Here is a 13,485-nt window from a genome sequence, read left to right on the forward strand (position 1 = left end):
GGTCTTCGTCTCCCACACGCTGTAGCGGTGGACGACAGGCAGGCCGAGAGGGGTCGTCCAGACGAGAGGCAGCTTCTCGTGAGCGAGGGTAGCCGCCACTTTCTTGAAGAACTCCATGCCTTCGGTTGCCTTGGTGACAGTCTGAGTGACAGCCTGCCAGACCTTCGCAGCGAGGTAGCCTGCTGCCGAAAAGCCTCCGTCCAGTTCGTCGAGGACTTCTCCGGTGTCCTTGTTGACGCGGTTGATTGCGTAGGGGTTGCGGTCGAGCTTTCCGAGGAAGACAGCTTCGTTCAGGGGCTTCATCAGGTCGTCCATGAGCTGCTGGCGGAAGCCGAACTGCTCACTTGAGTAGGCGAAGGTCATCACGTTGCGCTTCACGGTCGAGCGGCCAACGCCTGCCTGAAGGATGGTGTAGGCGAGGCTGTTGCCTTCCGATGCGTCCTTCTCGATTTCAGCCACCGCCTTGTCTGCGATGGTCTGGTAGAGGTCCGCAGGAATGTCGCTGGTGAGAAGGGAGACGTAAGCCGCTTCCTCTTTCGAGCGCATAGCTGCCGAGTAGTGCTGAAGGCCTGAATTGGAGCCGTCCAGAGCGACAGGCAGGTAGGAGACGAAAGCCTCCGAGCGGCCTGACTGGACCCACTGATAATATTCGATGCAGGCAGCGACGAACATGAAGGGGCTATCCGCTTCCTTCCAAAGATCGACGGTGGCCTTCGGGTCCTTTCCGACCGAGAGGATCATGAACTCGTTGTCCTCGACCCACTGAATGCGGTCGTCGAAGGATGCCTTCGATGCCTTACGGCCCGAAGGGGTCATGAAGTCACCACAGTTCGCAAGGTGGACCGACAGCCAGCCAGCGCCGTACTCACCGAGAGGGCAACCCTCGGCAAAGCGGAACATGGACTTGATGTGGTCTGCCCGCTGGTGGTTGAAGTGCGGCACAGGGTACACACGACCCCGGAAATCGAGGTTGTGAGGGAGCCAGAAGCTGTAGAAGCCCGAAAGCTCGTTCGCCGTCTCAAGGTCTCGCAGCAGCACGGCCTGATCGGAGACGATGCCCCGGTTACGCTCATGGATACCAGCAAGGCTCATACGGTGGCCCTTGCGCTGCTCAGGGGTCATTGCGTCCCACTCGGAGGCTTCGAGCTTCGCAGGGATCGGCAGGAGCTGGTTGGAGGCTACGCCGAGGTCATTGATGCCTTCCTCGAAGACCCAATGCACAAGGTCGAGCAGGGGCTTGTTGATCGCCCACGAGGTTTCCTGTGCGACGTTCACAGCCTTCAGCACGTAGTCCATACGGCCAGCGGCGATGGACTCGCGGATCAGGCGCTTGTGGTCCTTGTTGAAGGTGCGGACCAGCTTCACGGTGCGGGAAGTGCGTTCCTCGTAGTAGGCGCCAGTGTCCATGTCGGTCCAAGGGCGCGGAGGGACGACCATCGGGCGATGGATCGGCTGCATCCAAGCCATGCTCTCGCGGAGGCTACCGAACATGGCGACCCCTTCGTCCGTAAGGCGAATGACCGTCTCACTTTTGTTGACTCCCCGAGGGAGGGTCATCAGCTCAAACATGTCGGGCATGGCCTGAAGCACAGCACTGACGAGAGGCTCCCCAACACGGACCTTTACGTCCTGCGTCCAAGCCTCATGCTCAGGCAGATGCTCCGAGGCGAGCTTGTTGAAGATTTTCTTACGCTGACGAGCGCTGCCGTTCTTCTCGATCACAGCCTTCATGCGCTTGGTGGCCTTGCGACCAGCAGCTTCCTCAATGTCGAGGGCGATGACTTCAGCTTCGATCTGCCCCCCGAGAGCCGTCTGGACGGTCACAGCAGGGTGCTGGGCAGTGATACCCGAGAAGATGGCGTTGAGGGCGATAAACGCCAGAAGGTCGGGGTCAAAGCGCTTGAGGACCGAAAGGGCCGCATGGCGCTTTCCGGGTCCTTCGTAATCATTCTCCGCGATCCACAGCGAAACCTGTTCGGACACAAGCGGGATGCTCCCACGGATCATCTTCACCGCTTCCGCAGTAGATTGGCCTCCAAGGTTGTCGGCGGTGGACTGCTGCTGCTTGATGTAGCGCTCATACCCTTCCTTCGAGGAACGGGTTTCAATGCGGCGCTGGGCTTCGATGAGGGTCGGAGTGTCGTGGGTCGTAAGGGTCGTAAGGGCTTGAGTGTGCATCGTGGCAGCTCCCGTTTGGTGTCTCAGGGTATGGTGGCCTTTTATTCTGAAACGTGGACTGTCTCAGATCGTGGAGCGTCTATGTGTCACCGATCCCGAAGGGGCAACAGGAAACTTTCGGAGGCGGGAAGTTAGCTGTGGAAAAGCGAAAAGGCCCCTGAAGCGAACGCTTCGGAGCCTATTGCTTTGGGGTCAAATTCTGCCTGTGCGGGTAGCGATTTGCCCGCAGAATTTGCCCGCACCTTTCAACTTCTGGCTTCCTTGGGTCGAAACCCTAGGGAAACCTTGGAGGCCCGAGCCGGAATCGAACCGGCGTGCACGGATTTGCAGTCCGCTGCGTCACCACTCCGCCATCGGGCCATCCGGTGTGGAGGAGTGCGCCCCTAACAACGGAATCCGTCGGGCGCAACCGGGGATTCGCTTGTTCGGTGGATTTCCTTGTCGCCGTCCGCATCAATATCGCCGGCGGGAAGCGCACCGGCGGTTGCAATCGGCACTTCCGCCTGCCCCGAAGTTCGCGCTAGATGGTCTTGAGAGGGCTGGTCCTTGCCTTCACGGAGCATCTTTTCATGATTCTCGGAGCGGTTCTTGCAGGTGGCCGGTCGAGCCGGTTCGGCAGCGACAAGGCGTTGGCCGAACTGGACGGCCACAGTCTTCTGGCGCTGGCGGTGGATGCCCTGTCGGGGTGGTGCGAGCATGTCGTCGTAACCGGACGGGAAACCGCCCCGGCGCCGACCCTGCCGGACTGGCCGCGCGCGGACATGGGGCCTCTGGGCGGGCTTGCCGCCGCCATGCGTCATGCGCAGGACGAGGGGTATGACCATGTCCTGAGTTGCAGTGTCGATGCTGCGTTCCTGCCGGACGACCTGCTGGAGCGGCTGGGCCCGGCCCCCGCATGCCTTGCCGCGCAGCCGGTCATCGGCCTCTGGCCGACTTCGGCGACGGCGGTGCTGGAGGCCCTGCTGCACAGCGAGGACCGTCACTCGATGCGGCGCTTTGCCGATCTTGCCGGTGCACGTCTGGTCGAGGCGGGGATCGCGATCCCCAACGTCAACACGCCGGAGGATCTCGCCGCGCTCGCCCGCAAGGGATGAGCCATGCGCCGGGGTGGGGCCGGCGCATGGCGGAGCGCTGCTGGGCGGCGGCTGGGCGCTGCTTACAGGCCCGCGAACGCGGCGGAGCGCGCCGATGTCCGCGCTTCGTGAAAGCCGGTCTCGGTCCCTGGCGCGTTCAGGCGGTAGCCGCCGTTGGGTGACGTTTCGATGATCCCGGACAGGCCGACAAAGGCCAGCTTGCGGCGCAGGCGCGACATGTGGACGGCCACGCTGTTGGTTTCCGGGACAAAGCCCATCCGCCAGACATCGTAGATCAGCGATTCCTTGCTGACCGTCTCGCCCAGCGAATCCGCAAGACGCCAGATCAGCGCGAATTCGCGCGGGTTGAGGTTCAGCGGCTCGCCGTCGCCGAAGGCTTCGCGGGCCAGCAGGTCGAGCGTGAGGCGGCCGATCCGGCGGCGGCGCGGCAGGCACTGCGCAAACTGGGCCAGGCGATTGGCCCGGGCCTCCAGCTCGTCAATGTCGGTCGTTGCCGCGAGGACATCGCCGAAGCCGACATGCAGCAGCGCGGTGCGCTCCGAAGGGTCGCTGACCCCGGATACCAGCACGGTGCGCCGCACGTCCGGCCGAAGCGTCTCCAGCACGGGCAGCCATTGCCCGGTTTCCATGCCGCAGGCGTCGATCATGCCGATGCAGTCCGGCGATGGTTGTATCTCGGGCTCCAGGATCCAGCCGCATCGACGCAGGTCAAGCTGCGTCGGGATTGCCCTGTTCGCCAGCCAGCGAAAGCGTGGCGCGTGACATTCGCTCTTGCCCAGATAGGTCATTGGCCCCCCAATCCCGCTATGGCAGATGTAACCGATGAGCGCTTTTTGGGGGGAGGGGCGCTCCGGTAACAATACCTATTATTTTACAGTAGTACAAAATTGCAGGGCTGTTCGGGCAAAACCCGGACAATGGCAAGGTGCCTGTAACGGTAACTTGGCTTTTGCCCCCGGCTATCTGTTTCGATGCGACGGCACCGTGTGTGCGAGGGGGGCGGCACGGTTCGCCGGGCGGGCGAACCGTGCCGCGTTCCATCAGGCTGCCGGGGTGTTGACGCCCATCGAGACGAGGTAGCGCTTGATGTTGCGCGCGGCCTGGCGCAGCCGCTGCTCGTTCTCGACCATGGCGATGCGCACGAAGCCTTCGCCGTCCTCGCCGTACCCCACGCCCGGCGCCACCGCGACTTCGGCATGGGTCAGCAGCTGCTTGGAGAATTCCAGGCTGCCCATTTCCTTGAGGGCGGGCGGCAGCGGCGCCCAGGCGAACATCGAGGCCTTGGGGCTGGGGATGTCCCAGCCGGCGCGGCCGAACGCCTCGACCATGACGTCGCGGCGCTTCTGGTAGAGATTGCGGTTCTTCTCGACGATGTCCTGCGGGCCGTTGAGCGCAGCGCAGGCTGCGGCCTGGATCGGCGTGAAGGCGCCGTAGTCGAGGTAGGACTTCACGCGCTTGAGCGCCGCGATCAGCTTGGGGTTGCCCACCGCGAAGCCGACGCGCCAGCCCGCCATCGAGAAGGTCTTCGACATCGAGGTGAATTCCACCGCCACGTCCTTGGCGCCGGGCACTTCGAGGATCGAGCGCGTGGGGTTGCCGTCGAAATAGAGTTCGGAATAGGCAAGGTCGGAGAGGATCCAGACCTTGTTCTCCTTCGCCCAGGCGACCAGGCGCTCGTAGAAGGCGAGGTCCACCGTCTCGGCGGTCGGGTTCGAGGGGTAGTTGACGATCAGGATCGAGGGGCGCGGCACCGTGAAGGCCATCGCGCGGTTCAGCGATTCCCAGTAGCGCTCGTCCGGCGTGGTCGGCACCGAGCGGATCGTCGCCCCGGCGATGATGAAGCCGAACGTGTGGATCGGGTAGCTGGGGTTGGGCGCGAGCACCACGTCGCCCGGCGCGGTGATCGCGGTGGCGAGGCTGGCGAGGCCTTCCTTCGAACCCATCGTCATCACCACTTCGGTCTCGGGATCGAGATCGACGTTGAAGCGGCGGCCGTAGTAGTTGGCCTGGGCGCGGCGGATGCCGGGAATGCCCGAGGAGGCCGAATAGCCGTGCGCGTCTTCCTTCTGGGCGACTTCGCACAGTTTCTCGATCACGTGGGCGGGCGGCGGCAGGTCGGGGTTGCCCATGCCGAGGTCGATGATGTCCCTACCGGCCTGGCGTGCCGCATGACGCATCGCGTTGACTTCGGCGATAACGTAGGGCGGCAGGCGCTTGATGCGGTAGAACTCGTCTTCCATGACCTCTGAGAATCCATAAAACACACGGCGAAAAGTGCCGTGCCGGCCCCTGTAGGGGAATAAACCCTCCGCGCAAATGGTGCTTGCGCAATCGTGTGATCGGAATTCCGGGGATCGCGCAAGTTTTGGCCGGTTGGCGGCGGGCGATGCAGTGGATAGGAATGAGGCAGAGGGGATTCGCAGCGGGTCCCGCCCAGCCGGAGTTCGACCGCACATGGCGACCGACGCCACCGATCTGATGACCCGAATTTTCCAGGATCATGCTAGTCAGGTGACCGGCCTTTTCGGCGGCCTCGTTCCCAAGGAGGGTTCTCCCGAGGCGGAGAGCGCGGTCCACTGGGCCGAGATCGCCGGGCGCATGCATTCGATCTGGACCGATTTCCAGGTCGAGCAGCTCGGCAAGGCAAAGGACGGTACCGGGCATTGGTCCGATCCGGTCAAGTGGGTGGCGACCGCCGAGGCCGTCGTACGCCAGTTGCCGCTCGCCGATCCCGACGTGCAGCAGCGGCTGTGGAACGAGGCGGCGCAGCTCATCAACGGGGTGCTCGGCCAGTACGGCCTCGGCCCGGCGGCGGCAGCCGCAGGCCAGGGCGCAGGCCAGGGGGCGGGCCAGGACGCGGGGGAAGGTGCCTCCGCCGATCCGGTGCTGCCGCGTGCCGACCGCCGCTTTGCCGACCCCGAATGGCGCCGCCAGCCGTTCTTCGCGGTGATTCACCAGCTCTACCTCATGCTCAGCGAGCAGCTGGTCGGCCTCGCCGAGAAGGCCGAAGGGCTGGAGCCGGCGCGCAAGGCCCAGCTGCTCTTCGCCACCCGCGCGATCGTCGATGCGCTGAGCCCCGCAAACTTCCCGATGACCAATCCGGTCGCGCTGGAGGCCGCGCGCCGCTCGCAGGGGGAAAGCCTGATCCGCGGTTTCGAGAACCTGCTCGACGACATGCGCAAGGGCCAGCTCACCCATGTCCGCCCCGGTGCCTTCGTGCTGGGCGAGAACATCGCGGTGACGCCGGGCAAGGTCGTGTTCGAGACGCCGCTCTACCAGCTGATCCAGTACACGCCGACCACGGACAAGGTGCTCAAGACGCCCTTGCTGATCTTCCCGCCGTGGATCAACCGCTTCTACATCCTCGATCTCAACGCCAAGAAAAGCTTCGTGCGTTGGGCGGTGGAGCAGGGCGTGACTGTGTTCATGGTCTCGTGGAAGTCGGCCGATGCCTCGATGGCCGATCTGGTCTGGGATGACTATATCGCCGCCCAGATCGAGGCGATCGACGCCGTGCGCGGCCGGCTCGGCGTGCCCTCGGTCCACACCATCGGCTACTGCGTCGCCGGGACCACGCTGGCCGCGACGCTGGCGGTGCTGGCGCGCAAGGGCGAGGCGGACAAGGTCGCCAGCGCCACCTTCTTCACCGCGCAAGTCGATTTCGAGGATGCGGGGGACCTGCGCAACTTCATCGACGACCAGCAGATCGAGACGATCGGCAAGCTCTCGCCCGAAGGGTATCTCGACGGCCGCTATCTCGCCGCCACCTTCAATATCCTGCGCGGCAACGACCTGATCTGGAGCACGGTCGAGAAGAACTACCTGCTGGGCGAGGACTATCCGGCCTTCGACCTGCTTCACTGGAACGGCGACGTCACCAACCTGCCGGCCCGCTGGCACCGCAGCTACTTGCGCGATCTCTACCGTGACAACCGGCTGGTGGTGGCGGATTCGCTGCAGGCCGGCGGGGTGCCGATCGACCTCCATCGCATCACCACGCCCACCTATATCCAGGCCGGGCGCGAGGATCACATCGCGCCGGCGCGCAGCGTCTGGAAGCTGACGCACTATCTGGCGGGCCCCTCGACATTCGTGCTGGCGGGGTCGGGGCACATTGCCGGCGTGGTCAATCCGCCGTCGGCGGGCAAGTACCAGTACTGGACCAACGACGCCGGTGCCGAGACGCTCGACGCCTTTGTCGAAGGGGCGAGCGAGCATCCCGGCAGCTGGTGGCCGCACTGGGCGGCGTGGTTGCAGGCGCTCGATCCCGTGCAAGTGGCGGCGCGCGGCAAGCGCCGTCCGGGCGGGCGCGGCGACAAGGTGATCGAGGACGCGCCCGGGCGCTACGTCACCCAGCGCTAGGCGGCTGACCTCAGGCGCTGCACGGGCGCTCGATGCGAGTTCGATTAGATGAGGGCCTGAGGCGGCCAGCCTGATCCTGCCGCCATGCGCATCAACGATTCGCCCCGCGTGCGGCGCGCCGTGTCGCAGCGCGCCGCACGCGGGCGCGGGCTGCGGTCGCCTCACGCCGCCTGACGCCGGTTCACTTCTCGCTGCACCGCGAAGCCCGCCGCTGCGGACACAGCCGCGGCGGCTTGCTCCATTTTCGTTGCAGTCGCGCTGTCGGTGCGAGATTCGCGGCGTTATGAGGCGCTTAGCAGGATGCTCTCGGCAGTCGTTCGCATGGCGGAATGCGCCGGGCACGCGGCTGGCCGGTCGCCGATCCCGTGCATGCTCTTGACCGGACTCGCTTATGCTGCACTGCAACATAGGGAGATTGACTTCACGCTGTGGAGGCCATATTGTGCATTGCAACAAAACAAGATTTCGAATCGCAGGAATTGACTCAGTTGCAGTGAACGCGGGCCGGCATGGCGCTTCGATCACGTGGATGTCCCGGCTTGTCCCTCATGGCGAGCGGCACGGTCCTTGATGTGGTCCCAGGGCGACTGCGGTTCCGTCCAGACCTATCGGTACGATTTTTCGGCAAGAGCGCAGGAACAGTCAGATGGCCGGGAAGGACGATGCAAAGGATGAGGCACTTGCCGAAAAGGCTTATGCAGCCGCGGCGGAACAAGTGCCTGACGTGAAGAAGGCAGAACCCGTGATGGATGCTTCCTCTACAGATTCCAAGGCCGCCACCGGGGCGGCTGTAGCGGCGGACAAGCCGGTCGAAGCGGCCAGGCCCGCGGTGGCGGCGGCCACGCCGGCACCGCCTGCTGCCGCCACGCCGGCACCGGTTGTCGCGGCCGCGCCCAAGGAGGCGTCTGCCCCCAAGGCCCCCGCAAAACCGGAAGCCAAGGCAAAACCGATCGCGAAGGCAAAGCCGGCGGCGAAGGTAAAGGTCGCGGCCAAGCCGACCGTCAAGGTTTCCGCTGCCAAGGTTCCCGCTCCCAAGGTTCCGGCGCCGAAGCTGGCGCCCAAGCCCGTCGCCGCAAAGGCGACCAAGCCTGCCGCCGCACCGAAGGCAGGCAAGACCAGGATCATCGCCAAGCCGGCGGTTACCACGCCTCTCGCGGCAACGCCCAAGGCCGCTGCGGCGGCTAGGCCGGCTCCGGCGAAGATAGCTCCGGCAAAGGCCGGGGCCACCAAGCCCGCACCGGCAAAGCCGGGCGTTTCAAGTTTCGCAGGACTGATCTCCAACTTCATGCTCGAGGATACGACGATGGACATGAGCGCTAATCTCTCTGCTTTCCAGGACGCGGTTGCCGACGCCCAGACCAAGGCCAAGGCCGCATTCGAAAAGGGCACCGGCGCGCTCGGCGAACTGGGTGACTTCACCAAGGGCAACCTCGAAGCCGTCGTCGAATCGGGCAAGATCCTTGCCGAAGGCCTGCAGGGCCTGGGTTCGGAACTGGTCAGCGAAGGCCGCACCTCGTTCGCCACCATGACCGGCGACATCAAGGAACTCGCCGCCGTCAAGTCGCCGACTGACTTCTTCAAGCTCCAGGGCGACATCGCCCGCAAGAACTTCGACAGCGCGGTCGCCTACAGCTCGAAGAACAGCGAAGCCATGCTGAAGCTGATGAGCGATGTGATGGCCCCGCTTTCGGGCCGCGTCAGCATCGCGATGGAAAAGGCCCGCCACGCGGCGGTCTGATCCGGCGATCCGGCCCGGTTGCCCTCGGGGTTGACCGGGCTGCTTCCGGAACCGTCCCTCTGCCGAATTGGCCGGCGCCTGTTGCCGGCCTGTCGCAAAGAGGGGGCGTTCCGGAGCGCTCTTCGCATGTCGGTCCAGCGGCCGGATGGAATTCCGTCCGGTCGCCGCTTGGGGGCGGCTGCGCCGCTGCAGTACCTGTCCGGATCCGCTTCCGGCATTTTGTATCCGGTAAATCTCGCTCCGCGGTAAGCTCTGGGCACTGTCGGTGCGTTTCAGGGCGGTCTCGGGGCGTTTCAGCGCCGGCCTTTGCGACAAACCGCGATGCAGGCCTTGTTTCTCGGGTGGGCGATACGATATTCTCTCCCGATGATTTCCCCGATGTCCGATTCCTGCTCGAGCCTTCCTGCGTCTTCGCGCGCCGCCATGACGCTTGCCGAAGCCGTGCATGATGGGGCTCCTGTCGTATCCGGACCGGACGGGGAGAATGGCGACAGCGACGGCAGCGAACAAGTCGGCATCGCCACCAAGACCCGCGCCAAGCCGAAAAAGCCCAGCCAGTTCAAGGTGCTGATGCTCAATGATGACTACACCCCGATGGAATTCGTGGTGATGGTCCTCAAGCGCTTTTTCCATATGGATCTGGAGCAGGCGACGCGGGTGATGCTGCATGTTCACCAGAAGGGCGTCGGCGTCTGCGGGATTTTCCCTTACGAGATCGCCGAAACCAAGGTGAACCAGGTGATGGATTTCGCGCGGCAGAACCAGCACCCGCTGCAATGCACGCTCGAAAAGGCCTGAGCGACAGGCCGTAACGCGTCGGGGCGCCGTTTGCCTTCAATGGCAGGCAATCGCGCTCGGAAGGACCGTACGTGTGTCCTTCGAGCCGCAGTCAGGCCCCGCCACTACCCCCGGCAGAGCAGGCGTTTTCGCCGATCACCGCGTTCAGCATGCAAGCATCGGTGCCTGCGTCACCATGTCCCGCGGCATCCGCCGGGCTATCCGGCGTTTCCGCGAAATGGCAGGCCAGCGCGCGGAACAGCACCGCAACCATGGCTGCGGCAGGCGACCATGCGGCCGCTTCGGCCTCAAGGGTGATCTTGTCGTCCCGGATCGTCAGCTGCGCGATTCTGTGCCCGTCATCGCTGCTTTCGTGGGTGATGTCGGCGCCTTGGGGCATCAGGCGGGCGGCTGCGCCTTCGACGTCGCCGCGGCGGACCTGGGCGGTGACATCCAGCGCCAGAGCCGTCCAGCGCGCGGCGTCGATGTCCCGTCCTGCCTTGCCGAAGATCACCAGCATTTCGAAGATCATGGCGGCGGCATCGTGCCGGCCTGCCGCTTCGGTGCGCCGGGCAAACCGCTCGAGGTCGCGGGCAAACTTGTGGCGCTGCGCTGCGGACATGCATGGGCCGCTTTCGTGCAGGAAGAAGCGGCGCGTATCGAAATGGGTCGGCAGCAGGTCGGTTCGAGGCGAGGGCATGGCGCGAGCAGTCTTGTCCTATCGGGGGGGGCTGGCGCTCTTCGCAGTCGGGGACGGGTAGGCAATCGTGAAAAGGGGGGATGTAACAGTGAAACGCAGCGAATCCCGGCGCCGGACCAATACCTCGCCGGCGCTCCACCCGTCGCGATCCCGGGCCTTTTCGGCGCCGTGGGAGGCCTGCGCGGGGGCGTTCTTCGCATGGCCGTGGACAATTCGCTTTGCCCACCTGCGCCAAGCGTTTAAGGGCCTTTGAAGCACGGTATTATGACGAAGTCCCGGTGAACCCCACAGCGTGAAATTCCTAAACGCCATAGACCGCTACATCCTGCGCCTGGTGCTGATGCCGATGTTCGGCATCTTCCTGCTGGCAGCCTCGCTGCTGGTGCTCGACAAGATGTTGCGGCTTTTCGATTTTGTCGCGACGGAAGGCGGGCCGATCGGCGTCGTCTTCAAGATGCTCGCGAATCTCCTGCCGGAATATGCAAGCCTCGCGATCCCGCTGGGGCTGATGCTGGGCATCCTGCTGGCCTTCCGCAAGCTCGCGACGTCGAGCGAGCTGGACGTCATGCGTGCGGTCGGCCTCAGCTACACGCGGCTGCTCAGGGTGCCTTATATCCTGACGATCCTGCTGGCGGGCCTGAACTTCGCCATCGTCGGCTATCTCCAGCCGCTTTCGCGCTACTACTATGAAGAGCTGAACTACGAGCTGAAGTCGGGCGCACTGGGTGCCTCGATCAAGGTCGGCGAGTTCACCACGCTCAAGGACCGCGTGGCCTTGCGCATCGACGAGAGCCGCGACGAGGGCCGCCGCCTGATCGGCATCTTCGCGCGCGTGGCCAACGACAAGGGCCAGGTGCTGTCTATCTCCGCGCGCGAAGGCCAGTTCCTCGCGCTCAAGGGCGCGCCTGACACGATCATCCTGCGGCTCGACAACGGGCAGATCATCCAGGACGTGCCGGGCAAGGACCCGCGCGTGCTGACCTTCACCCGCCATGACCTGCCGGTCGAGCTTCCGCAGATCGAGAAGTTCCGCAAGCGTGGCGGCCAGGACCGCGAGTACCTCCTGCCGGAACTGATGCACCTCGGCTGGAACAAGGGCGTGCCCGAGGAAGAGCGGGTCTCCAGCCAGGCCAACTTCAACTACCGCATGGTCGAGGTGATCATGATGCTGCTGCTGCCGCTGCTGGCGGTGGCGCTGGCGATCCCGCCCAAGCGTTCGACATCGGCGCTTGGCCTGTTCGTGTCGATCGTGCTGGTCGTGGCCTATCACAAGGTCAACCAATATGCCGCCGACGTTGCCGCGCTTGGCAAGATGAACCCGATTCTCGGCCTCTGGGGGCCGTTTGCCCTGTTCGCGGCATTGATCGTGTGGATGTACTGGCGGGTCGCCTACGTGCCCGGCGGGCAGCCGCTCGGCTGGCTTGAAAAGGGCTCGGAGATCGTCGTCAAGTGGCTCAAGTCGCTGCTCAAGCGGCGGCGCCATGGGCCCGTATTGCCCGAAATCGCGTCCGAAGACGCGGCCTGACCTGGGATCGAGATGGAATTCTTCCCTTCACGCACATTGACCTGGTACCTCGCGCGGCTGTTTGTCGTGCGCATCTTTGCCGTGCTGCTGATGCTGGTACTGGTGCTCCAGGTGCTCGACCTGCTGGGCGAGAGCGGTGACATCCTGGCCTACAAGGGCAACGGCGAATCGCAGCTGCTCTACTACGTGACGCTGCGTATCCCGCAGCTGATCGCGCGGTTCCTGCCCTATTCGGTGCTGCTGGCCACGATCATCACCCTGGCCACGCTGAACCAGAACAGCGAGGTCATCTCGATGAAGGCGGCGGGACTGTCGGCCCATCAGGTGCTGGCGCCGCTGCTCTTGTCGGCCTTGCTGATTTCCGTCGGCAGCCTGGCGTTCAACGAGCGCATCGTCACCCGTTCTACCGCGATGCTCAGCGCCTGGCAGGGCGCCAAGTACGGGCCGATCCCCAGGACTGCGAGCGCCCGCGCCAATCTCTACCTTGCCGATGGCCGGGACCTGATGATGGCCTCCAGCATCGAGGGCGACGGCAATGCCATGGTCCTCAACGGCGTGACGTTCTACAACCGTGACGAAAACGGCATCATCACCCGCACGCTGCGCGCCGACAAGGCGACGTTTGCCAATCCCGGCTGGCGCTTCGAAAACCCCACCAGCTTCGATGTCGCCAAGACGACGACGAGCCGGGTCGCTACAGTGACCGTGGCGCCGGGGATCACCCCTGCCAAGATCATGCTCTCCAAGGTCGATGCGGATTCGCAGGACATCTTCGAACTCACCCGGTCGATCGAGGCGATGAAGGTTGCCGGACGCCGTACCAGCGAACTCGATGCGGCCTGGTGGCACAAGCTTTCGGGGCCCTTCTCATCGGTGCTGATGCCGCTCCTGGGCGCCGTCACGGCCTTCGGTCTGGCCCGTTCCGGCCAGTTGCTGATCCGCGCGGTGATCGGCATGGCGCTGGGCTTTGCCTACTTCGTGCTCGACAACGCGGCTCTGGCTATGGGCAATTTCGGCGGTTATCCGCCGCTCATCGCGGCCTGGGCGCCCTTCGTGCTGTTTGCCTTCATCGGCGAGACGGTGCTGATCCGCACCGAAGAGTAGGACAAGG

At 64.5% G+C, this 13,485-nt stretch carries 10 protein-coding genes and 1 tRNA gene; 6 read left to right on the forward strand and 5 right to left on the reverse strand.

What is annotated here, in order from left to right:
- Both OKA11_RS18265 and OKA11_RS18270 read right to left on the reverse strand, forming a co-directional pair.
- Positions 1 to 2,178: DNA-directed RNA polymerase (locus OKA11_RS18265; RefSeq protein WP_267222943.1), on the reverse strand; the 2,178-nt coding region annotated here is incomplete at its 3' end.
- Positions 2,179 to 2,464: 286 nt separating this feature from the next.
- A tRNA-Cys gene (locus OKA11_RS18270) sits at positions 2,465 to 2,538 on the reverse strand.
- Positions 2,539 to 2,747: 209 nt separating this feature from the next.
- Between OKA11_RS18270 and mobA the strand changes: the two genes are divergently transcribed.
- Positions 2,748 to 3,272 (forward strand): molybdenum cofactor guanylyltransferase, encoded by a 525-nt coding sequence (mobA, locus tag OKA11_RS18275; protein WP_267222945.1) that lies wholly within the window; start codon positions 2,748 to 2,750, stop codon positions 3,270 to 3,272.
- 62 nt (positions 3,273 to 3,334) lie between these two features.
- Here the strand turns inward: mobA and OKA11_RS18280 are convergent, their stop codons facing one another.
- Entirely contained in the window at positions 3,335 to 3,919 is a 585-nt protein-coding gene (locus OKA11_RS18280; protein ID WP_267222947.1) for a winged helix-turn-helix domain-containing protein, read from the reverse strand.
- Positions 3,920 to 4,312: 393 nt separating this feature from the next.
- Complete coding sequence (locus OKA11_RS18285) at positions 4,313 to 5,512, reverse strand: LL-diaminopimelate aminotransferase (RefSeq protein ID WP_142632254.1); 1,200 nt, start codon at positions 5,510 to 5,512, stop codon at positions 4,313 to 4,315.
- 214 nt (positions 5,513 to 5,726) lie between these two features.
- Between OKA11_RS18285 and OKA11_RS18290 the strand changes: the two genes are divergently transcribed.
- The 3 genes from OKA11_RS18290 (at position 5,727) to clpS (ending at position 10,170) form a co-directional block, all read left to right on the forward strand.
- A complete protein-coding gene (locus tag OKA11_RS18290; protein ID WP_267222950.1) occupies positions 5,727 to 7,634 on the forward strand; it encodes a PHA/PHB synthase family protein in 1,908 nt (635 codons plus the stop codon).
- A 646-nt stretch (positions 7,635 to 8,280) separates the two neighbouring features.
- Positions 8,281 to 9,372 carry a phasin family protein gene (locus OKA11_RS18295; RefSeq protein WP_267222952.1) on the forward strand — a complete coding sequence of 364 codons (1,092 nt, stop codon included), beginning with the start codon at positions 8,281 to 8,283 and terminating at the stop codon, positions 9,370 to 9,372.
- A 378-nt stretch (positions 9,373 to 9,750) separates the two neighbouring features.
- Positions 9,751 to 10,170, forward strand: a complete 420-nt coding sequence (gene clpS, locus OKA11_RS18300) for an ATP-dependent Clp protease adapter ClpS (RefSeq protein WP_267222954.1) — start codon at positions 9,751 to 9,753, stop codon at positions 10,168 to 10,170.
- Between the two features lie 91 nt (positions 10,171 to 10,261).
- Here clpS and OKA11_RS18305 read toward each other — a convergent pair whose 3' ends face one another.
- Positions 10,262 to 10,849, reverse strand: coding sequence for a hypothetical protein (locus OKA11_RS18305; RefSeq protein ID WP_267222957.1), 588 nt, complete (start codon positions 10,847 to 10,849; stop codon positions 10,262 to 10,264).
- 292 nt (positions 10,850 to 11,141) lie between these two features.
- On the opposite strand from OKA11_RS18305, the gene lptF reads away from it, so the two are divergent.
- Both lptF and lptG read left to right on the forward strand, forming a co-directional pair.
- Positions 11,142 to 12,374 carry an LPS export ABC transporter permease LptF gene (lptF, locus tag OKA11_RS18310; RefSeq protein WP_142632258.1) on the forward strand — a complete coding sequence of 411 codons (1,233 nt, stop codon included), beginning with the start codon at positions 11,142 to 11,144 and terminating at the stop codon, positions 12,372 to 12,374.
- A 6-nt stretch (positions 12,375 to 12,380) separates the two neighbouring features.
- Positions 12,381 to 13,478 (forward strand): LPS export ABC transporter permease LptG, encoded by a 1,098-nt coding sequence (lptG, locus tag OKA11_RS18315; RefSeq protein WP_267223052.1) that lies wholly within the window; start codon positions 12,381 to 12,383, stop codon positions 13,476 to 13,478.
- Positions 13,479 to 13,485 lie beyond the last annotated feature (7 nt).

This window comes from Novosphingobium clariflavum, assembly GCF_026420865.1.
GTDB lineage: Bacteria > Pseudomonadota > Alphaproteobacteria > Sphingomonadales > Sphingomonadaceae > Novosphingobium > Novosphingobium clariflavum.

Coding starts and splice junctions, on each gene's coding strand:
- mobA (WP_267222945.1), top strand. CDS start 2,748: ATGATTCTCGGAGCGGTTCTTGCAGGTGGCCGGTCGAGCCGGTTCGGC.
- OKA11_RS18280 (WP_267222947.1), bottom strand. CDS start 3,919: ATGATCGACGCCTGCGGCATGGAAACCGGGCAATGGCTGCCCGTGCTG.
- OKA11_RS18285 (WP_142632254.1), bottom strand. CDS start 5,512: ATGGAAGACGAGTTCTACCGCATCAAGCGCCTGCCGCCCTACGTTATC.
- OKA11_RS18290 (WP_267222950.1), top strand. CDS start 5,727: ATGGCGACCGACGCCACCGATCTGATGACCCGAATTTTCCAGGATCAT.
- OKA11_RS18295 (WP_267222952.1), top strand. CDS start 8,281: ATGGCCGGGAAGGACGATGCAAAGGATGAGGCACTTGCCGAAAAGGCT.
- clpS (WP_267222954.1), top strand. CDS start 9,751: ATGTCCGATTCCTGCTCGAGCCTTCCTGCGTCTTCGCGCGCCGCCATG.
- OKA11_RS18305 (WP_267222957.1), bottom strand. CDS start 10,849: ATGCCCTCGCCTCGAACCGACCTGCTGCCGACCCATTTCGATACGCGC.